We start from the raw sequence: 18,556 nt of genomic DNA, 5'->3' as shown, positions 1-18,556 counted from the left end.
GGCGCGCGCCAAGGGCGTTCTGTCCGCTATTCCGGCAAACTGTAGCTGAGGTCGTAGTGGTGGACCCCGCCCTCGACGCGCAGGGCGAACTCGCCCGCGATGCCCGCCAGCCCACCCGTGCCGGAGCCGGGCACGATGCCGATCGACAGTGACTGGCCTGACGGATCCATGACGCCCCTGTGGGCGAAAAGCAGCGCCCCGTCATGCCCGTCGATCTGACCGACGAAGCGTTCCAGGGCGACATAGACGCCCATCGACGTCGCCTCGTTGCCCCCGCTCAGCATCTGGCCGCTGCCCTCGCCGATCATGCCGCCGCTGAAGGTCTTGCTGAGGGTGTAGCGACCCAGACCGAGCCCCGACGCGGTGTCGCCCTCCTCCGTCGGGATGAGCTGAACCTCGAAAGTACCGGCCGCGTGGCGCATCGTCGTTTCCTCAGCGTGGGCGCGGCCGAAGGTCCAGGCGGTCGCGGCGGCGAACACGATGACCGCCAGCGTGGCGACCATATAGCCTCGAAGGGTCAGAACCCGCACCCGCGTCTCCCGTGAACATTTCCAGAACATCTGATCGCGAACCGACGGAATGGTCAAGCCTTCATTCTGCTGGCGGGTGGGGGCGGACGGGTCTAGCGTCAGGTCCATGAAACGCGTCCTCGCCCTTCTGATCGCCCCGCTGCTGTCGCTCGCAGCCCTGCCGGCCCAGGCGACCGAGTGGCCGAATGGGGCCAGGGCGGCCGTGGTCCTGACCTATGACGACGCGGCCACGTCGCAGCTGGACCACGCCGTGCCCGCGCTGGACGCGGCCGGGTTCAAGGGCACCTTCTTCCTGTCGGCGCCGAAGCCGGCGGACATCGAGCGGTGGCGCGCCGTCGCCGCCGAGGGGCACGAGCTGGGCAACCACACCATCTTCCATCCCTGCTCGGCCGCCAGCTTCCCCGCGCCCGCTCGCTACACATCCGAGGCCTATACGGTCGACGAGATGCTGAAGGAGATCGAGCAGATGAACGTGACGCTGACCGCGCTGGACGGTCGGCCCACGCACGGCATGGCGACGCCTTGCGGGCAGAGCGTCGCGGGCGGGGTCGACTATCTGGAGGCGCTGCGGGCGGCCGGTCTGGTGACCTATGTGCGCGGCGTGAACGTCACGCCGGCCGACCTGCGGGCCGATGTCGGGACGATGGACCCGATGCATGTACCGGCGCGCGGCTTTCCAGTCGGGGTGACGGGGCCGCAGCTGATCGACTTCGCCGAGGGCGCCCAGGCGGGCGGGGGCATGGCGGTCTTCCTGTTCCACGGCGTGGGCGGGGACCACCTGCAGGTGTCGCTGGGAGCGCATCAGGCGCTGATCGACTGGCTGAAGGCGCATCCGGATGTGTGGGTGACGACCCTGCAGGGCGCACTGGACTGGGCCAAGGACCATCCTTCGACGCACTAACCCGCTCATCCCGACGGAAGTCGGGATCCAGTTCTTTGGCCACGAAGGATCGGCCGGCCGGGTGCGCGTCGCTCTTACTGGATCCCGGCTTCCGCCGGGATGAGCGGAAGAGGCTAGATCAGCCCCGCCAGCGGCGAGGACGGGTCGGCGTAGAGGCGCTTCTTCATGCGACCCGCGAGATAGGCTTCGCGGCCGGCGATGACGGCGTGCTTCATGGCGCTGGCCATCAGCACGGGGTCGCGCGCTTCGGCGATGGCGGTGTTCATCAGGACACCGTCGCAGCCCAGCTCCATGGCCACGGCCGCATCGGACGCCGTGCCGACGCCCGCGTCGACCAGCACCGGCACCTTGGACTGTTCGACGATCAGGCGGATGTTGACCGGGTTCTGCACCCCCAGGCCCGAGCCGATCGGCGCGCCCAACGGCATGATGGCCACGGCGCCCGCGTCCTCCAGCTTGCGGGCGTAGACGGGGTCGTCGGTGCAGTAGACCATGACCTCGAAGCCCTCTGAGACCAGCAGCTTCAGCGAGCGCAGAGTCTCCTCCATGTCGGGGAACAGGGTCTTGGGATCAGCCAGCACCTCCAGCTTGACCAGTTTCCAGTCGCCCGCCTCGCGCGCCAGACGCAGGGTCCGCACCGCATCCTCGCCGGTGAAACAGCCGGCCGTATTGGGCAGATAGGTGTAGCGTTTCGGGTCCAGGAAGTCGGTCAGCACCGGCTGGCCCGGATCGGTCAGGTTCACCCGCCGCACCGCCACGGTGACGATCTCGGCCCCCGAAGCCTCGGCGGCGGCGGCGTTCTGGGCGTAGTCGCGATACTTGCCGGTGCCGACGATCAGGCGCGACGAGAAAGTGCGACCGGCGACGGTCCAGGTGTCAGCTTGGCTCATGGGGCCGAGGTAGGCCGATCCGGCCGGCATTTCCACCGGCCGGACGCTATTGGTTGTTCGACTGGGCGCTGTTTCTGGCGTCGATCAGCTGCGACAGGTTGATCCCCTGGCCGATGACGCAGGTGTCTGCGCTGAGCGGGCACAGGCCGAGGGTGCGTTCAATCTCTCGCAGGCGGACCACCTCGGGGTTCGATCGGATGGATTCGGCCAGCAGTCGGTTGGCCTCGGCCTGGCCGCGCGCCTGGGCGATGCGGGCCTCGGCGTTGGCGCGCTCCAGATTGACTCGCTCCAGGGCCGCGCGGGTATTCTGCTCGGCCGTCGTGCGCGACTGGATGGCCTGCAGCACGCTCTCCGGATAACGGATCGAGCCGACCCATTCCATGCGGCTGATCTCCAGCCCCTGCGGGGCCCATTCGCGCTGCAAGGCCTGCATGGCGCGCTGGAGCACGATCTGACGCCCGGGGCCGATCAGTTGTCCGGGACAGTCGGCGACCGTTGGGGCGGCCGGCGCGGCGTCGCCCGGGATGGGTCCTGGGGTCGTGTCGGGCTGGACGGCGCTGCACGCCACCGGCAGACGCTCGGTCTCGCGGGCGATGGCGGCGCGGGTCGAGGTGCGCAGGGGGCCGTCGATGAAGTCGCCGAACTCCTGGCGCCAGGTCGCGTAGAGATCAGCCGCCTTGTCCTCGCGAACACGGAAGGTCAGGGCCACGTCGGCGGTCATGGGCAGTCCGAGGACATCCGAGAAGGTGATCTCCTCATTCTCCCCGCCGTCGCTGTTGGGCTCGCGGGTATAGCTGTAGGTGCGCTGCAGCGTCGGATAGGTGCGGATCTTCTCGCCCACGCCTTCCCAGTGGAAGCCCGGGCCCAGTTCGGCGCGCTGGACGCCAGGGTTCGAGCCGAACTTAGTCGTCTTGATGCCCATGTAGCCGCTCTCGACGGTCACGCTGCAGCTTGTAACGGAGATCAGCAGCGTGCCCAGCAGCACGATGACAGCGATCACGATGGCGATGATCCGTCCGATGGAGCGGTCGCCGCCATATGTTCCGATGCTGCTCATCTCATCCCCTCCGTAGAGCCGTGGCGATCCACGACCACAGCCGCCACGCCAGCCACACGATGAGAAGCACGCCCGCGACCGCGACGGCCCAGCCGGCGACCAGCGCTGCGCTAAAGCGCAGCGACAGCACCATCGGCACGGCGTAGCGCATCAGCACGAACAGGGCGCTGAGCAGTCCCACGACACCGGCGGCGGTGATCAGGCCGATTCTGATGTCTCTCCCCATGCGGGGACCATCACCCGCGCGCGCGCCGGGCGCAACCGACGGTTTCACCCCCCGCCGACCAGCTGGACGATCTCTATCCGGTCGCCGTCCGCCAACGCCGTTTCACCGTGCAGGCTGCGCGGCACGATCTCCAGATTGCGCTCCACGGCGACCTTTCGGGGGTCCAGAGACAAAGCGTGGACGAGGTCCAGAATGGTCGTGGCGTCGATGGTGCGGGGTTCGCCGTTGATCTGAAGATGCATATGCAACGAGGCCTCTGACGGTGTCGTGGTTTGACCCACGCCGCCCGTCCGCTAAAAGGCGCGCCCGATCCCGGTGGATCAGCGCCGATTCCGAGCGAATGCCCGACAGCCCTGTCCTCTACGTCCTGAACGGCCCCAACCTCAACCTGTTGGGAACGCGCGAGCCCGCCATCTATGGCTCGGCGACGCTGGCGGACGCGGAAAACGTGGCGAAGGCGGCCGCCGGCGGATTGGCGGTCGTGTTTCGCCAGACCAATCACGAAGGCCAGTTGATCGACTGGATCCACGAGGCGGGACGCGAGGCGGCCGGACTGGTGCTGAACCCGGCGGCCTACGGCCACACTTCGGTCGCGCTTCTGGACGCACTCAAATCTCTCAGCATTCCGATCGTGGAATGCCACCTCTCAAACCCGCTGGCGCGCGAGAGTTTCCGGCATCAATCCTATGTGTCGCCGGTGGCGACGGGGATCGTGTCGGGCTTTGGCGTCAACAGCTATGACCTGGCGGTTCGCGCCGCCGTGACCCTGATCCGGGAACGCGCTGCGGCCTGACGCCGTTCGCTAAACCTGAAGACCGAAAGGCTCCAACGATGGCCGACGACAAGAAGGCTCTGAAGAACGATCCCGTCGCGGAGATCGACACCGGACTGGTTCGCCAGCTGGCCGACATCCTGAACGACACCGACCTGACCGAAATCGAGGTCGAGCGCGGTGATCTGAAGATCCGGGTGGCGCGCGAAGTGACCGTGGCCGCCGCGCCCGTCGCTTATGCCCCTGCGCCCGTCGCGGCCCACGCCGCCGCACCGGCGGCCGCTGCGGCGGCTGCTCCGGCCGCCATGCCGTCCGATCCCGCCGCCCTGAAGGCCAAGGTGGGCGAAGAGGTGAAATCGCCGATGGTCGGCACCGTCTATCTGCAGGCCTCGCCCGAGGCGCCGCAGTTCGCCAAGCCGGGCGACAAGGTCAAGAAGGGCCAGACCCTGCTGATCGTCGAGGCCATGAAGACGATGAATCCGATCCAGGCCCCGCGCGACGGCGTGGTGCTGGACATCCTGGTCGGCGACGCCCAGCCGGTCGAGTTCGGCGAGCCGCTCGTCCTGCTCGAAGCCTAGGGCGCCGCCATGTTCACCAAGGTCCTGATCGCCAACCGCGGCGAGATCGCCCTGCGCATTCATCGCGCGTGCAAGGAGATGGGCATCTCCACCGTCGCCGTGCACTCCGAGGCCGACCGCGGCGCCATGTGGGTGCGGCTGGCCGACGAGAGCGTCTGCATCGGCCCAGCGCCGGCGGCCAAGAGTTATCTGAACATCCCCTCGATCATCGCGGCGGCTGAGATCACGGGCGCCCAGGCCATCCACCCGGGCTATGGCTTCCTGTCCGAAAACGCGCGCTTCGCCGAGATCGTGGAAGCGCACGGCATGACCTTCATCGGGCCCAAGCCCGAGCACATCCGCGTCATGGGCGACAAGATCAGCGCCAAGCAGACGGTGATGGACGCGGGCATCCCGGTCGTTCCCGGCTCCAAGGGCGAGGTCGAGACGGTCGAGGACGCGATCACGGCGTCCAAGGACATCGGCTTCCCCCTGATCGTCAAGGCGGCCGCCGGCGGCGGCGGTCGCGGCATGAAGGTGGCGCTGACGCCCGACGATCTGGTCGAGGCCGTGCAGACAGCCCAGTCCGAAGCCAAGGCCGCCTTCGGCAACGGCGCGGTCTATATGGAGCGCTATCTCCAGAAGCCGCGCCACATCGAAATCCAGGTCATCGCCGACAGCCACGGCAACGTCGTGCACCTGGGCGAACGCGACTGCTCGCTGCAGCGCCGTCACCAGAAGGTGCTGGAAGAGGCCCCCTCGCCCGCCCTGTCGGCCGAGGGCCGTCGCCAGATCGGCGAAACGGTCAACAAGGCCATCGCCGCCATCGGCTATCTGGGCGTCGGCACCATCGAGTTCCTGTGGGAGGACGGCGAATTCTTCTTCATCGAGATGAACACCCGCCTGCAGGTCGAGCACCCGGTGACCGAGGCCATCACCGGCGTCGATCTGGTGCGCGAACAGGTGCGGATCGCGGCCGGACTGCCGCTCAGCTTTACCCAGGACGACATCCACTTCGAGGGCCACGCCATCGAGGTTCGGATCAACGCCGAGAACCCGGACACCTTCACCCCCTCGCCGGGCACGGTGAACGACTTCCACGCGCCGGGCGGCCTGGGCGTGCGGCTGGATAGCGCGATCTACGCCGGCTATTCGATCCCGCCCTATTACGACAGCCTGATCGGCAAGCTGATCGTGCACGGCCGCGACCGCGAGGAGTGCATCGCGCGACTGAAACGCAGCCTGGGCGAAATGGTCGTGGGCGGCATCGATACGACCATCCCGCTGTTCCAGAAGCTTTTGCAGGAGCCGGACATCCTGTCGGGCGACTACGACATCCACTGGCTCGAGAAATGGCAGGCCAAGCGGGCGGGCTGAAGCCCTAGAAGGTCGCCTCGGCGGGCGTCGGCGCGGGCTGGTCCAGCGCGACGCCCGGTCCGAGGATGACCACCCCGGCCAGCAGCACGGCCGCCATGGCGGCCACGGCGCCGGCGGCCAGGACGCCCACTCCGGACGCGCCTTTCGGCTCGGTTTCCAGCAACAGTATGCGAGCCTGGCTCACGGAATCGTCGAAGCGGGACATGTCTGCATCTCAGCGCCAGTCCGTTAATCATCGCTTACCGCGCTCCGCGCTTGGCGAGTGCGACCGCTCGGCGTAGAGGTCGAACCATGATCCTGGTGGTCGATAACTACGACAGCTTCACCTACAACCTGGTCCACTATCTGGCGGAACTGGGCGCGCCGACGCATGTCGTGCGCAACGACGATCTGAGCGTCGAGGAAGCTTGGGCGCTGAAGCCGGATGCGGTCTTGCTGTCGCCCGGACCGTGCGCGCCGGATCAGGCGGGGATCTGCCTGCCGCTGATCGCGACCGCCCCGCTCGACATGCCGATCCTGGGCGTCTGCCTGGGTCATCAGTCGATCGGACAGGCCTTCGGCGGCGACGTCATCCGCGCCAAGGCCCTGATGCACGGCAAGACCAGCCCGATCGAGCACGATGGAAACAGCGTGTTCTCGGGCCTGCCCTCGCCCTTCACAGCGACACGCTACCACTCGCTGGCTGTGAAGCGCGAAACCCTGCCGGACGTGCTGGAGGTCACCGCCTGGACCGCCGACGGCGAGATCATGGGCCTCGCCCACCGGACCCGGCCGATCCACGGTGTACAGTTCCACCCGGAATCGATCGCGACCCAGCATGGCCACGACCTGTTGGCCAACTTCCTCGATCTGGCCGGCGTCCGGCGGCTCGCGGCCGCGTAAATGTCAGCCGCCTTCAAACCCCTGCTCGGCAAGCTGGCCGAGGGTCAGGTCCTGAGCGCCGAGGAGGCCTCGGACTTCATGGCCGCCTGCCTGCGCGGCGAGCCCACGCCCGCCCAGGTCGCCGCCGCCCTGACCGCACTGCGCCTTCGCGGCGAGACGGTCGAGGAGATCGCCGCCTTCGCCAGCGCCATGCGCGACGCGGCCCTGACGCTGGAACACCCCTATGATGTGGTCGACACCTGCGGCACCGGCGGCGACGGCCAGCACACCTATAACATCTCGACCGCCGCGGCCCTGGTGCTGGCCGGCGCGGGTGTGAAGGTCGCCAAGCACGGCAACCGGGCGCTCAGCTCCAAGTCCGGCTCCTCCGAGGTCCTGGCGGCGCTGGGCGTCAATCTGGCCGCAACGCCGCAGCAGCAGCGCCAGGCGCTGGACCAGGCCAACATCGCCTTCCTGTTCGCGCCCAGCCACCATAGCGCCATGCGCCACGTCACCCCGGTGCGCGCCGAGCTGGGCTTCCGCACCGTCTTCAACATGGTCGGGCCGCTGTCCAACCCGGCGCGGGCACGACGCCAGCTGATGGGCGTCTATGACCCCGTGCTACTGCAACCGCTGGCCGAGGCGCTGGGCCGACTGGGCGCCGTTCACGCCTGGACCGTGCATGGCCAGGGGCTGGACGAACTGACCACCACGGGTGTCACCGAGGTGGCCGAGTGGAAGGACGGCGGCGTGCGTCGCTTTACCGTCACCCCGTCGGACATCGGCGTCGAGACCGTCTCCATTGAGGCCCTGCGCGGCGGCGAGCCGGCGGAGAACGCCGAGGCCCTGCGCGCACTGCTGCACGGCGCCACCGGTCCCTATCGCGACGTGGTGCTGCTGAACGCGGCCGCCGGCCTGATCGTCGCCGGCAAGGCGCAGACTCTGGCCGAGGGGGCCACGATGGCCGCCGGGGTCATCGACAACGGCAAGGCGCTCGCCTCGCTCGATGCGCTGGTCAGGATCACCGGCCAGGAGCCGATTCAATGAGCGACGTTCTCGAACGCATCGCCGCCTACAAGCGCGAGGACGTCGCCGCCCGGAAGGCCGCGCGATCGCAAGACGTGGTCGAGGCCGCCGCTAGAGAGGCGTCCGCCCCCCGCGGCTTCCGCGACGCGCTGCTGGCCAAGTCTGGCCGCCGTCCCGCCCTGATCGCCGAGGTCAAGAAGGCCAGCCCGTCCAAGGGCCTGATCCGCGCCGACTTCGACCCGCCGATTCTGGCCCAAGCCTATGAGCGCGGCGGCGCGGCTTGCCTGTCGGTGCTGACCGACGGCCCCAGCTTCCAGGGCGACGACGCCTTTCTGGTGGCGGCGCGCGCGGCGACCGCCCTGCCCTGCCTCCGCAAGGATTTCCTGGTCGATCCCTGGCAGGTGGCCGAGAGCCGGGCGCTGGGCGCCGATTGCATCCTGATCATCCTCGACATGATCGACGACGCCCTGGCCGCAGAGCTGCTCAGCGAGGCACGGCGGTTCGGTATGGACGCCCTGATCGAGACGCACGACGCCGATGAGATGGCCCGCGCCGTCGCACTGGGCGGCGACCTGGTCGGGATCAACAATCGCTCGCTGCGGACCTTTGAGGTCGATCTGGCGACGACGGCGGCCTTGGCCCCCATGGCGCCGGCGGACGCCCTGCTGGTCGCCGAAAGCGGCCTGTTCACGCCTGAGGATGTGGCGACCGTCTCCGCGGCCGGTGCGGGCGCGATTCTGGTGGGCGAAAGCCTGATGCGACAGGTCGATGTCGAGGCGGCGACACGCGCTTTGCTGGCTTAAGGCCGGTAAGTTGACATTAACCTAGAACACTTACAGAACATCGCCAGACGTTCACGGCCTGTTCCGATTCTACGGGCGGCCAGCACCGAGGCGGCCAGATGCTTACGCGCAAGCAGCATGAACTGCTGATGTTCATCCATCAGCGGATCAAGGAGACCGGCGTCTCGCCGTCGTTCGACGAGATGAAGGAGGCGCTGGATCTGGCCTCCAAGTCGGGCATCCACCGCCTGATCACGGCGCTGGAGGAGCGCGGCTTCATCCGCCGCCTAGCCCACCGTGCTCGGGCGCTCGAGATCCAAAAGCTGCCCGAACAGGCTACGGCGGCGGCGCCCATTGGTGGCCGCCAGCCCTTCAAGCCGGGCGTCATCCAGGGCGGCGGCCGCGCCGCCGATTTCCCTGCCGCCAACGACGTGCGCGAACTGCCGATGCTGGGCAAGATCGCCGCCGGCACCCCCATCGCCGCCATCCAGCACGAGCGCGACCGCCTGCCGGTGCCGGAGTCCATGCTGGGCGCCGGCGAACACTATGTACTGGAGATCGAGGGCGATTCGATGATCGAGGCCGGCATCCTGGACGGCGACTTCGTGGTCATTCGCAAGGGCGATACGGCGACGAACGGCGAGATCGTCGTGGCCCTGGTCGAAGGCGAGGAAGCCACCCTGAAGCGCCTGCGCCGCAAGGGCGGCTCCATCGCGCTGGAGCCCGCCAACCGAAACTACGAGACGCGCATCTTCGGCCCCGATCAGGTCGAGGTGCAGGGCAAGCTGGTCGGATTGATCCGTCGGTATCACTAGACCGCTTTTAGGCGGGCGTAGGGGTTCTGCGAGAGCCTCATGCGTGGTGGATGCCCAGGTTCTTCACAACGGGCACAAAGGGATCACAAAGAACACAACGGGGTCCCAGTCTGGCTCACCCGGCAGCGCTTCGCATCGTTGAGAGGCGCCCGACCTCAAATTGCCGCTCATCCCGGCGGAAGCCGGGATCCAGTGAGAACCTCGCGCACCCCCTCCACTCATTCCGCTTCTGGCCAGAGAACTGGATCCCGGCTTCCGCCGGGATGAGCGGTTTTTGGGGTGGCATGTAGGCCTAAGAACCACGCGTCCAGGGCCGGTCGCCACGCACATCGGCGCTCCAGCGGGCGCGCCAGCCATCGTCCACGCGCCACAGCTCCACCGAGCCGCGTCCGCGATCTCTCCCATCCAGCACCAGTCTGCCATCGCAGGTAGGTGGCAGGCGGGCCGCCACTGCGCGAACGCTGACCACCGGCGCACTGGCGCACAGGGCGGACAGCGCCTCGTCGCCTAAGGCGCGCTTGCCCCATGACAGCGCTACAGGCGCTCCCCCATCCACCGGCGCGCAGGCGTAGCGGCTGCAGCTCCATCCGGCGGGGTCCACGTCCACAGGCTCCAGCCCCCGTCGCCGCGACCAGCTTTCGACGCCGAAGGTCTGCACGCCGGGCCGCACCACCACCGCCGTGCGATCGTCCCGATAGGCGGCGGCCGTCCCCGCCTCGTTGATCCACACATCGGGCATGGGCGGTCGGGGCCACAGCAGCACCGCGGCCGCGAAGGGCGCGCCCAGCCATCGCAGCGGGCCGCGCCAAAGGCAGACGAACAGCACGCCCACGAACGCCAGCGGCAACGCAGCCGCCGGCGCGCTCGGCACCGTCCGCACCGCGCCGGGCAGGTTCGCGACCCAGTGGCCGATGGCCAGCATGGCGTCCACGCCCCAACCGGCCACGGCCATGAAAGGCGCACCAAGCCCGTCCGGTCCCAGGAACGCCCCCAACGCCAAGGCCGGCAGCATGATGAAGTCGGCGACGGGCGAGGTCGCCAGGTTGGCGAACAGGCCATAGACGGCCGTGCGGTTGAAGTGCTGCATGGCGAATGGGCCGGTCGCGAGGCCCGCGACCAGGCTGGCCAGGCAGGCCGCGCCGATCCAGCGCCCCAGTCGCTGCACCGCCACGATGGGCCAGGGGGCGTGGATCTCCCGCGGCGTCTTGGGCCAGGCTTCGACCAGGGCGATCAGGGCGGCGGTGGCGGCGAAGGACATCTGGAAGCCGGGGGTGACCACCGCCTCGGGCTGCAAGGCCAGCACTACAAAGGCGGCGACGGCCAAGGCGTGCATGCTGATCGCCTCTCGATCCAGCAGGACGGCCACGAAGGCGATGGCCGCGGTGATGGCGGCTCGCTCGGCCGGCGGCGGCGCGCCCGACACGATCAGATAGACCCCGACCGCGACCAGGCCGGCGGTGGCCGCAATCTTCTTGCCCGGCGCCCGCAGCGCCAGCCAGGGCCAGGCGGCGACGCCCAGCCGCACCAGGAAGAAGACAAAGCCGCCGACGATGGCCATGTGCAGGCCCGAGATCGACAGGATGTGCGCCAGTCCGGAGTCGCGCATGGCCTGCTCGTCCTCGGCGCCGATCCACGCTTCGTGCCCCGTGGTCATGGCCGCCGCGACGCCGCCCGAGCGCGAGCCCAGCCGCTCCACGATCCGCCGCGCCAAGTCGAACCGCGTCGCATTCACGGCCATCATCAGCCGCAGGCCCCACGGCGGCGGGGCCAAATCCGCCTCCCGCGTGTCCGACAGGGCGAAGGCCGTGCCGCCCATCCCCTCGAAGAAGGCGCCGCGCGCGAAGTCGTAGCCTCCGGGCGACGCGGGCCCCGGCGGCGGGTTCAGGATGGCGAAGAGGCGGATCGGCGTGCCGGGCGCCGGCGCCTCCCCTCGCACCGTGGCGCGCAGGCGCAGCGGCGTCGCCTCAGGCGCCAGTCCTTCGATCCGCACCGGCGCGATCACCACCCGCATGCCGCGTTCGCCCGGCGGATCGACATCCACGACCCAGCCCTCGATCCGCACCGGCCCATCGGACGACGGTGCGATGGGCGCGGCGACCCGCATCGTCCGCCCCTTTGCCGCCGCCAGCCCCAGCGCCGCGCAGGCGACCAGCATCAGCGCCAGCGTCACCCCCCGCCGCGCATGCATCAGGCGCGCCACGCCCCAGGCCCCGGTCGCCACCAACGCCAGCAGCAACAAAGGCCAAAGCGGCGGCTCGGTCTTCACCGCGAAATAGCTGGCGCATCCGGCGCCGAAGGCCACCGGCGCCCACAACCGCCAGCGGTCGGTCTGGCGCGCAACCATCTCGCCTAGCCATCCGGCCACACGCGCGCGGCGGGTGGGCATGTCCGCACGGGCGCGTATAAGGGCCGCCTCAACGGACTCCCCCATGCCCACAGCGTCTTCGCCCCCTGCCGTCGTCACCCGCTTCGCCCCCTCCCCCACGGGCTATCTGCACATTGGCGGCGCCCGGACCGCTTTGTTCAACTACTTATTCGCGAAACGCCATGGCGGGCGCTTTCTTATCCGTGTGGAGGACACCGATCGCGAGCGGTCCACCGACGCGGCGGTCGCGGCCATCTTCGAAGGCTTGAACTGGCTGGAGCTGTTCGCCGACGAAGAGCCGGTGTTTCAGTTCGCCCGCGCCGACCGCCACCGCGAGGCCGTGGATCAGCTGCTGGAGAGCGGCCACGCGTATCGCGACTACACCTCGGCGGAGGAAACAAACGCCCTGCGCGATGCGGCGAAGGCGGAGGGGCGCCCCTTCGTCTCGCCCTGGCGCGACCGCACGCCCACCGTCGACGATCTGGCCCGGCCCCACACCGTGCGCTTCCGCCGGCCGGACGACGGCCAGGTGGTGGTGGATGACGCGGTGCAGGGGCGCGTCAGCTGGGACGTTTCGGCGCTGGACGATCTGGTGCTGCTGAGGTCCGACGGCGCGCCGACCTACAACCTCGCCGTGGTGGTGGACGACCACGACATGGGCGTGACCCACGTCATTCGCGGCGACGACCATCTGAACAACGCCGCGCGGCAGGGCCTGATCTACGACGCCCTGGGCTGGGGCCGCCCGACCTTCGCCCACATCCCGCTGATCCACGGCCCGGACGGCGCCAAGCTGTCGAAACGGCATGGCGCCCAGGCGGTGCATGAGTATGCCGAGATGGGCTATCTGCCCGAGGCCATGCGCAACTATCTGGCCCGCCTGGGCTGGGCGCATGGCGACGACGAGCTGTTCAGCGACGCGCAGGCGCGGGCCTGGTTCGACCTGGACGGCATCGGCAAGGCGCCCGCCCGCCTGGACTTCGACAAACTGGCCCACGTCAACGCCCACTGGCTGCGCCTGGCCGACGACGACCGCCTGGCCAAGGAGGCGCTCGACGCCCATCTGAGGCGCGGGCGCATCCTGCAGCCTGACGACGAGGCCCGCCTCACCCGCGCGCTGCCGTTCGTGAAAGATCGCGCCAAGACCCTGCTGGAACTGGCGAATCAGACAGCGTTCGTGCTGCTGGAGCGCCCGCTGGCGCTGGACGACAAGGCGCGCGCCCTGCTGTCCGGTGAAACGGCCGAGCGCGTCGCTCGCTTGAAGGCGCGGCTGGAACTGTTCCAGTCCTGGGACGTCTTCGCCCTCGAAGCCGAACTGAAGGCCTTCGCGGAAGAGGAAGCCGTGGGCTTCGGCAAGATCGGCCCGCCCCTGCGCGCGGCCCTGACCGCCAGGTCGCCGTCGCCCGACATCGCTCGCATCCTGGCCTCACTCGGTCGTGATGAGAGCCTCGGGCGCTTGGATGATGCGCTGCAACAGACTAAATAACCGCCACAACAAGACGCCGGCGCCTCCCTAAGAGCCGACGCCAAGCCAAGGGGCCGATATGACCGAAGACGCGAAACCCGCCGGTACGGCGACGCTCACCTATGGCGACAAGTCCGTGGAACTGCCCGTTCTGTCCGGCTCCACCGGTCCGGATGTGATCGACATCCGCAAGCTGTACGGCGCGACCGACGCCTTCACCTATGACCCGGGCTTCACGTCCACGGCCGCCTGTGAGTCGGCCCTGACCTATATCGACGGCGACGCCGGCGTGCTGCTGCACCGCGGCTATCCGATCGACCAGCTGGCGTCGAAGTCAAACTTCCTGGAAGTCTGCCACCTGCTGCTGCACGGCGAGCTGCCGACGGCGGCCCAGTATGAGGCGTTCGCCGAGACGGTCACGCGGCACACCATGCTGCACGCCCAGTTCGACCGCTTCTTCGAGGGCTTCCGCCGCGACGCCCACCCGATGTCGATCATGGTGGGCACGGTCGGCGCCCTGTCGGCCTTCTATCACGACAGCCTGGACATCCACGATCCGGTGCAGCGCGACATCTCGGCCATCCGCCTGATCGCCAAGATGCCGACCATCGCGGCGCGGGCCTATAAATACCACATCGGCCAGCCGTTCGTGTCGCCGCGCAACGAGCTGAGCTACGCCGAGAACTTCCTGCGCATGTGCTTCGCCGTGCCGGCCGAGGATTACCACGTCGATCCGGCCCTGGTTCGCGCCATGGACCGCATCTTCATCCTGCACGCCGATCACGAGCAGAACGCCTCGACCTCGACGGTCCGTCTGGCCGGTTCGTCGGGCGCCAATCCGTTCGCCTGTATCGCCGCCGGCATCGCCTGCCTGTGGGGCCCGTCGCATGGGGGCGCCAACGAAGAGGCGCTGAACATGCTGAAAGAGATCGGCACGCCCGAGAACATCCCAGGCTTCATTCAGGGCGTGAAGGACCGCAAATTCAAGCTGATGGGCTTCGGCCACCGGGTCTACAAGAACTACGACCCGCGCGCGAAGGTCATGCAGCAGTCGGCCTATGAGGTTCTGGCCGCCACGGGCCGCGAGAACGACCCGCTGTTCCTGGTCGCCAAGGAGCTGGAACGCGTGGCGCTTCAGGACGAGTACTTCACCTCGCGCAAGCTGTTCCCGAACGTGGACTTCTATTCCGGCATCACCCTGTCGGCGATGGGCTTCCCGACCACCATGTTCACCGTCCTGTTCGCCCTGGCCCGCACGGTCGGCTGGATCTCGCAGTGGCAGGAAATGATGGCCGATCCCTCGCAGAAGATCGGCCGCCCGCGCCAGCTCTACACCGGCCCGACCGAGCGCGATTACGTCTCGATCGACCAGCGGGGCTGATCGCGGCTCCGGCGACGGAGCTTCAGTTCGAATGCGCCGGTTGGCATGGGATGGGGGCGCAGCGGTTTCGCTGCGCCCTTTCCATATCCGGCGTCGCCGAAATGCGGGCCCGCAGCCAGTCCGCTGGGCGGAGCGCTACGATGGCGCGCCTTCTGACTACCAACCCCGCCGACGCTTCTCGACGGCCAGGGCGGCCAGTTCGGCGGCGAAGGCGTCGTGGCTGGGCAGCGGGTCCAGGTCGCTGATGGAGGCGGCGAAGGCCTCGGCTTCCGCCAGGGCGTCGCGGGCCTCGTCGGTCAGGCCGGCGCCCAGCACCACCAGCGAGCGGGCGCGTGCGCGGATCAGGACCAGGGCCGCCAAGGGGTAGCGGCCCGCCAGGCGCGAGGCCCACAGCGGCGCATCGACGTGGCCGCCTCGAATCTCGCCCTGCCTCGCGACGACCAGGGCCGCCGCCTCTCGCACGGCCGGCCACTCGATCAGGAAGGCCAGCCCGGCCATAGCGTCGTGATGGTGCGCGGCGATCTCGAACGCGCGGTCCAGAGCGGCGACGTCTTCGAAGTCGGCCAGACCGCTGAGCAGCACCTTCAGGTCGTCAGCCGACAGGGTACGGGCGAAGCGGGCCCAGCGGGCCTGTTCTGCGTCGTCCTTGCGTCCCTCGGCGTCCAGTACGGCGATCTCGGCGACCGTCCAGGCGTCGGACGGCGGCTCGGGCGCGGCGGTCTTGCTCCAGCGCGACCTGGGCGTCCCGGCGTGGCGGGCGGCGTCCAGGGCGGCGCGCGCCTCGGCCGGACGCCCGCCCAGCGCCAGCCGGCGCGCGATCTCGGCGCCCACGTCCGGCTTGCGCGCCTCATCTTCTCCGATGGAATGCATCCAGGCGTCCAGATCGCCCCCGCGGTCCGCCAGCTTGCGGACCACCAGCGCCAGACGGCCCGTCGGCTTAGGCCCGTTGGCGACGCCAGCCAGCACACGGCGGGCGAGGTCGGGCTCCATGGACGGCGCCGCACGGCCGACCCAGGACGCCCACGGGTTCAGCCGCGTCGACAGGGCCTCGACCAGGACCGGCGCGGCCACGTCGGGGCCGGCGGCCGTGGCGACCGCGCCCAGATCGGTGGTGGCGTCGTCGAACATTCGCGGCAGCTCGCCCTTGGCGTCGCTGACCCGCGTCGTCAGATCGGGGTAGAGGTCGAACCAGGCGACCAGCCGGTCGAGACCCAGCCGCGCATCCGCCGCGGCCAGCCGGTCGGTGATGATCCTCAACAGGGTCTTCAGATCAGTCAGCAGCGCAGGCCGCTTGCGCCATGACACCCGCGCGCGACTGGTGCCGATGGTGTTCAAGCGCTTGTCGATCTCGAACGCCAGATCGGCGGCGCCGACCTCAGCCGCCAGCTCCATCCGCAGGCGCCGTTTCAGGGCGGGGTCCGCGTTACCCGCCTCCATCAGCAGCGCCGCCAGCCGCTCGGCGCCCAGCGCGGCCAGATTGGCGGCCGACACCGTCTTCTTCGCTGTGGTCGGTTTCTTCGCCATGGTGCCGCAACGCGCCAGATCAGCGCGCGGCGTCGCTCCTGTGATTGGAGAGAACCTTCAGAACGGCGTCGGCCGCGACCTCGGACGGATCGCGGTCGGTGCGGCCCATCTGATCCAGGGCGGCGGTCTGAGCCGCGATTTGGTCTGCGGCGGCGGCGCGGTCGGTCAGCAAGCGGCCGATGGCGGCGGCCAGCTTTTCGGGCGTGGCGTCGTTCTGGATCAATTCGGGGGCGACCATGCGGTCCGCCGCGACGTTGAACAGGGTCGCGAACTTGCCGGTGAAGAACGGCTTCATGATCGCATAGCTGACCGGCCCGAAGCGGTAGGCGATGACCATGGGCGCGCCGGCCAGGGCCAGTTCGGTCGAGACGGTGCCGCTGGCGGCCAGGGCGACGTCGCACGCCTTCATGGCGTCGTACTTGTCCGCCTCGGCCACGGTGTGGATGCGAAAGGGCCAGGCGGCCAGCCGCGCGGTCACATCCTCGGCCACCGTCCCGGCCAGGGCGACGGCGACCTGCAGATCGGGATGCGCAGCCTTCAGGCGGGCGACCGCGCCTTCGAACACGGGCGTCAGACGGCTGATCTCTGAGGGACGGCTGCCGGGCAGGACCAGCAGCAGGGGCGCGTCCGGCGCAATGCCGCGCTGCTTGCGGAAGCGGTCGCCGTCGGCGCTGCCCATGTCGATGTGCAGGGCGTGAGAGCCGACGACCGTGGTGGGCAGGCCCGCGCGCTCGAACCAAGGCGCATCGAAACTGTGCAGGGCCAGTAGGTGATCGACCGAGGCGGCCAGGGTCTTGGCCCGGCCGGGGCGCGAGGCCCAGACCTGGGGCCCGACGTATTTGATCAGCGGCACGCCCGGCAAGGCCGCGCGGATCGCCTGGGCGACCCGGATGGTGAAGCCCCAGCTGTCGATCAGGACGACGGCGTCGGGCCGCTCGGCGACGGCCAGGGCGACCGTGTCGGCCACCCGCCGCTTGACCAGACCGTAGGCCCGCAGGCCCTCCAGCCAGCCGATGATCGACAGCTCGGCGATGTCGAACGGGCTCGCCACGCCCTGCTCCGCCATGCGCGGCCCGCCGACGCCCACGAAGCTCACGCCATCGCCCAGCCGGCTCTTGAGCGCCCGCGCCAGGCCCGCGCCCAGCACATCGCCCGAAGCTTCGGCGGCGACCAGCATGATCTTCACCGTTCGACGCCCCAGACGAACAGGCCCAGGCCGTCTGCGGCGGCGATGATGGCCTTACGGTCGATCAGGATCAGCTGGCCCGCCACGCCGCCCACGCCCGCCAGCCCAGCCTCGGCGGCCAGAGCGATCGTGCGCGGGCCGATCACCGGCATGTCGACGCGCAGGTCCTGAATGGGCTTGGGCGCCTTGCCCAGCGCGCCTTTCAGGGCCGTGGGCCTGCCGCGCAGATCGGCCGGCAGGCCGGCGACGCGGGTCAGCATGGCGTCCGTTCCCTCCTGCGCCTCCACTGCCAGCACCAGGCCATCGACCACGATCGCGCCTTGGCCGATGTCCAGTTCGCCCGCCTTTTCGGCGACGTGCAGCGCCTTGGTCAGGTCCGCCAGTTGCGCCGCCGTGGGTTTGATGCGGCCCAGCGCGCCCTTGCCCAGCGTCTCGCCACCCAGAATGTCGTCGGCGCCCTCGATGGCGTAGCCCTCATCCTCGAAGATCGACAGGATCTTGCGCAGCAGGGCGTCGTCGCCCTTGGTCGCCGCCGCCACAATGCCGGGCAGCAGCGTCGCGCCCTTCAAATCGGGCCGCAACGTCTTGAAATCGGGGCGACTGACGTTGCCGGCGAAGCAGACGGCCTCGCACCGAGCCGCCTTCAGCGCCTTCAGGATGTGACCGATCTCGGCCATGCCGAACGCGGCGCCGGGCCAGCGCGCCATGTGCGGATCGGCGAAGCCCGCCAACCGTATGACGAACAGCTCTCGCCCTTCGGCCTCACACCGCGCGGCGATGGTCAGCGGAAGGTCGCCGCCGCCGGCGATCAGGCCCAGCTTGCCCATGCTTGAGCCGCTGA

General features: G+C 69.3%; 20 protein-coding genes. 10 read left to right on the top strand and 10 right to left on the bottom strand.

Going from position 1 to position 18,556, the window contains the following annotated elements; all coding sequences use genetic code 11:
• Window positions 1-26: 26 nt before the first annotated feature.
• A complete protein-coding gene (locus ASG17_RS15780) occupies window positions 27-638 on the bottom strand; it encodes a DUF3224 domain-containing protein (protein ID WP_235560386.1) in 612 nt (203 codons plus the stop codon).
• Here ASG17_RS15780 and ASG17_RS08160 point away from each other — a divergent pair.
• Window positions 637-1,431 carry a polysaccharide deacetylase family protein gene (locus tag ASG17_RS08160; protein ID WP_056101602.1) on the top strand — a complete coding sequence of 265 codons (795 nt, stop codon included), beginning with the start codon at window positions 637-639 and terminating at the stop codon, window positions 1,429-1,431. The genes ASG17_RS15780 and ASG17_RS08160 overlap by 2 nt on opposite strands.
• A gap of 113 nt (window positions 1,432-1,544) precedes the next feature.
• Here ASG17_RS08160 and ASG17_RS08155 read toward each other — a convergent pair whose 3' ends face one another.
• From ASG17_RS08155 to thiS, 4 genes are read right to left on the bottom strand one after another with little or no spacing between them, the layout of a single operon-like run.
• Window positions 1,545-2,321: a thiazole synthase gene (locus ASG17_RS08155; protein WP_369796676.1), complete on the bottom strand. Its 777-nt coding sequence runs from the start codon at window positions 2,319-2,321 to the stop codon at window positions 1,545-1,547.
• Window positions 2,322-2,367: 46 nt separating this feature from the next.
• Window positions 2,368-3,378, bottom strand: coding sequence for an SPFH domain-containing protein (locus tag ASG17_RS08150; RefSeq protein WP_056101597.1), 1,011 nt, complete (start codon window positions 3,376-3,378; stop codon window positions 2,368-2,370).
• Window position 3,379: 1 nt separating this feature from the next.
• The gene (locus tag ASG17_RS08145; RefSeq protein ID WP_056101594.1) at window positions 3,380-3,604 is read right to left on the bottom strand and encodes a hypothetical protein; all 225 of its coding nucleotides are present in this window, start codon (window positions 3,602-3,604) and stop codon (window positions 3,380-3,382) included.
• A 44-nt stretch (window positions 3,605-3,648) separates the two neighbouring features.
• On the bottom strand, window positions 3,649-3,846 hold the full coding sequence (thiS, locus tag ASG17_RS08140; RefSeq protein ID WP_056101591.1) for a sulfur carrier protein ThiS: 198 nt from the start codon (window positions 3,844-3,846) through the stop codon (window positions 3,649-3,651).
• Between the two features lie 98 nt (window positions 3,847-3,944).
• On the opposite strand from thiS, the gene aroQ reads away from it, so the two are divergent.
• From aroQ to accC, 3 genes are read left to right on the top strand one after another with little or no spacing between them, the layout of a single operon-like run.
• Window positions 3,945-4,397, top strand: coding sequence for a type II 3-dehydroquinate dehydratase (gene aroQ / locus ASG17_RS08135; RefSeq protein WP_056101588.1), 453 nt, complete (start codon window positions 3,945-3,947; stop codon window positions 4,395-4,397).
• 38 nt (window positions 4,398-4,435) lie between these two features.
• A complete protein-coding gene (gene accB / locus ASG17_RS08130; protein ID WP_056101585.1) occupies window positions 4,436-4,954 on the top strand; it encodes an acetyl-CoA carboxylase biotin carboxyl carrier protein in 519 nt (172 codons plus the stop codon).
• Between the two features lie 9 nt (window positions 4,955-4,963).
• Window positions 4,964-6,310 (top strand): acetyl-CoA carboxylase biotin carboxylase subunit, encoded by a 1,347-nt coding sequence (accC, locus tag ASG17_RS08125; RefSeq protein ID WP_056101582.1) that lies wholly within the window; start codon window positions 4,964-4,966, stop codon window positions 6,308-6,310.
• A 4-nt stretch (window positions 6,311-6,314) separates the two neighbouring features.
• Here the strand turns inward: accC and ASG17_RS08120 are convergent, their stop codons facing one another.
• Window positions 6,315-6,515, bottom strand: coding sequence for a hypothetical protein (locus ASG17_RS08120; protein WP_056101579.1), 201 nt, complete (start codon window positions 6,513-6,515; stop codon window positions 6,315-6,317).
• 86 nt (window positions 6,516-6,601) lie between these two features.
• Here ASG17_RS08120 and ASG17_RS08115 point away from each other — a divergent pair, with 86 nt between their 5' ends.
• The 4 genes from ASG17_RS08115 to lexA all read left to right on the top strand — a co-directional run bounded on the left by ASG17_RS08115 (window position 6,602) and on the right by lexA (window position 9,794).
• The gene (locus ASG17_RS08115; protein ID WP_056101576.1) at window positions 6,602-7,192 is read left to right on the top strand and encodes an aminodeoxychorismate/anthranilate synthase component II; all 591 of its coding nucleotides are present in this window, start codon (window positions 6,602-6,604) and stop codon (window positions 7,190-7,192) included.
• Window positions 7,193-8,218 (top strand): anthranilate phosphoribosyltransferase, encoded by a 1,026-nt coding sequence (gene trpD, locus ASG17_RS08110; protein WP_056101575.1) that lies wholly within the window; start codon window positions 7,193-7,195, stop codon window positions 8,216-8,218.
• Window positions 8,215-9,000, top strand: coding sequence for an indole-3-glycerol phosphate synthase TrpC (gene trpC, locus ASG17_RS08105; RefSeq protein ID WP_056101572.1), 786 nt, complete (start codon window positions 8,215-8,217; stop codon window positions 8,998-9,000). The genes trpD and trpC overlap by 4 nt, the downstream gene beginning before the upstream one ends.
• Before the next feature lie 98 nt (window positions 9,001-9,098).
• On the top strand, window positions 9,099-9,794 hold the full coding sequence (gene lexA, locus ASG17_RS08100; RefSeq protein WP_056101569.1) for a transcriptional repressor LexA: 696 nt from the start codon (window positions 9,099-9,101) through the stop codon (window positions 9,792-9,794).
• A 292-nt stretch (window positions 9,795-10,086) separates the two neighbouring features.
• On the opposite strand, the gene ASG17_RS08095 is transcribed toward lexA, so the two are convergent.
• Complete coding sequence (locus ASG17_RS08095; RefSeq protein ID WP_235560385.1) at window positions 10,087-12,225, bottom strand: ComEC/Rec2 family competence protein; 2,139 nt, start codon at window positions 12,223-12,225, stop codon at window positions 10,087-10,089.
• Between ASG17_RS08095 and gltX the strand changes: the two genes are divergently transcribed.
• The gene (gene gltX / locus ASG17_RS08090; RefSeq protein WP_056101563.1) at window positions 12,224-13,645 is read left to right on the top strand and encodes a glutamate--tRNA ligase; all 1,422 of its coding nucleotides are present in this window, start codon (window positions 12,224-12,226) and stop codon (window positions 13,643-13,645) included. The genes ASG17_RS08095 and gltX overlap by 2 nt on opposite strands.
• A 58-nt stretch (window positions 13,646-13,703) precedes the next feature.
• Window positions 13,704-15,005, top strand: a complete 1,302-nt coding sequence (gltA, locus tag ASG17_RS08085) for a citrate synthase (RefSeq protein ID WP_056101560.1) — start codon at window positions 13,704-13,706, stop codon at window positions 15,003-15,005.
• Window positions 15,006-15,161: 156 nt separating this feature from the next.
• Here gltA and ASG17_RS08080 read toward each other — a convergent pair whose 3' ends face one another.
• Genes ASG17_RS08080 through ASG17_RS08070 form a run of 3 tightly spaced genes read right to left on the bottom strand, consistent with a single transcriptional unit; the run spans window position 15,162 to window position 18,542 of the window.
• Window positions 15,162-16,529 (bottom strand): DUF6880 family protein, encoded by a 1,368-nt coding sequence (locus tag ASG17_RS08080; protein WP_056101559.1) that lies wholly within the window; start codon window positions 16,527-16,529, stop codon window positions 15,162-15,164.
• Between the two features lie 19 nt (window positions 16,530-16,548).
• Window positions 16,549-17,706, bottom strand: coding sequence for a lipid-A-disaccharide synthase (lpxB, locus tag ASG17_RS08075; protein WP_056103294.1), 1,158 nt, complete (start codon window positions 17,704-17,706; stop codon window positions 16,549-16,551).
• 5 nt (window positions 17,707-17,711) lie between these two features.
• The gene (locus tag ASG17_RS08070) at window positions 17,712-18,542 is read right to left on the bottom strand and encodes an LpxI family protein (RefSeq protein WP_056103291.1); all 831 of its coding nucleotides are present in this window, start codon (window positions 18,540-18,542) and stop codon (window positions 17,712-17,714) included.
• Window positions 18,543-18,556: the final 14 nt, after the last annotated feature.

The sequence above is a fragment of the Brevundimonas sp. Leaf363 genome (genome assembly GCF_001424025.1).
Taxonomy (GTDB): Bacteria; Pseudomonadota; Alphaproteobacteria; order Caulobacterales; family Caulobacteraceae; genus Brevundimonas.
This window is presented reverse-complemented; position numbering and strand designations above follow the sequence as displayed.

Excerpts from the sequence above, each read along its gene's own strand:
- ASG17_RS08160 (WP_056101602.1), top strand. The coding sequence starts at position 637 with ATGAAACGCGTCCTCGCCCTTCTGATCGCCCCGCTGCTGTCGCTCGCA.
- ASG17_RS15780 (WP_235560386.1), bottom strand. The coding sequence starts at position 638 with ATGGACCTGACGCTAGACCCGTCCGCCCCCACCCGCCAGCAGAATGAA.
- ASG17_RS08155 (WP_369796676.1), bottom strand. The coding sequence starts at position 2,321 with ATGAGCCAAGCTGACACCTGGACCGTCGCCGGTCGCACTTTCTCGTCG.
- ASG17_RS08150 (WP_056101597.1), bottom strand. The coding sequence starts at position 3,378 with ATGAGCAGCATCGGAACATATGGCGGCGACCGCTCCATCGGACGGATC.
- ASG17_RS08145 (WP_056101594.1), bottom strand. The coding sequence starts at position 3,604 with ATGGGGAGAGACATCAGAATCGGCCTGATCACCGCCGCCGGTGTCGTG.
- thiS (WP_056101591.1), bottom strand. The coding sequence starts at position 3,846 with ATGCATCTTCAGATCAACGGCGAACCCCGCACCATCGACGCCACGACC.
- aroQ (WP_056101588.1), top strand. The coding sequence starts at position 3,945 with ATGCCCGACAGCCCTGTCCTCTACGTCCTGAACGGCCCCAACCTCAAC.
- accB (WP_056101585.1), top strand. The coding sequence starts at position 4,436 with ATGGCCGACGACAAGAAGGCTCTGAAGAACGATCCCGTCGCGGAGATC.
- accC (WP_056101582.1), top strand. The coding sequence starts at position 4,964 with ATGTTCACCAAGGTCCTGATCGCCAACCGCGGCGAGATCGCCCTGCGC.
- ASG17_RS08120 (WP_056101579.1), bottom strand. The coding sequence starts at position 6,515 with ATGTCCCGCTTCGACGATTCCGTGAGCCAGGCTCGCATACTGTTGCTG.
- ASG17_RS08115 (WP_056101576.1), top strand. The coding sequence starts at position 6,602 with ATGATCCTGGTGGTCGATAACTACGACAGCTTCACCTACAACCTGGTC.
- trpD (WP_056101575.1), top strand. The coding sequence starts at position 7,193 with ATGTCAGCCGCCTTCAAACCCCTGCTCGGCAAGCTGGCCGAGGGTCAG.
- trpC (WP_056101572.1), top strand. The coding sequence starts at position 8,215 with ATGAGCGACGTTCTCGAACGCATCGCCGCCTACAAGCGCGAGGACGTC.
- lexA (WP_056101569.1), top strand. The coding sequence starts at position 9,099 with ATGCTTACGCGCAAGCAGCATGAACTGCTGATGTTCATCCATCAGCGG.
- gltX (WP_056101563.1), top strand. The coding sequence starts at position 12,224 with ATGCCCACAGCGTCTTCGCCCCCTGCCGTCGTCACCCGCTTCGCCCCC.
- ASG17_RS08095 (WP_235560385.1), bottom strand. The coding sequence starts at position 12,225 with ATGGGGGAGTCCGTTGAGGCGGCCCTTATACGCGCCCGTGCGGACATG.
- gltA (WP_056101560.1), top strand. The coding sequence starts at position 13,704 with ATGACCGAAGACGCGAAACCCGCCGGTACGGCGACGCTCACCTATGGC.
- ASG17_RS08080 (WP_056101559.1), bottom strand. The coding sequence starts at position 16,529 with ATGGCGAAGAAACCGACCACAGCGAAGAAGACGGTGTCGGCCGCCAAT.
- lpxB (WP_056103294.1), bottom strand. The coding sequence starts at position 17,706 with ATGCTGGTCGCCGCCGAAGCTTCGGGCGATGTGCTGGGCGCGGGCCTG.
- ASG17_RS08070 (WP_056103291.1), bottom strand. The coding sequence starts at position 18,542 with ATGGGCAAGCTGGGCCTGATCGCCGGCGGCGGCGACCTTCCGCTGACC.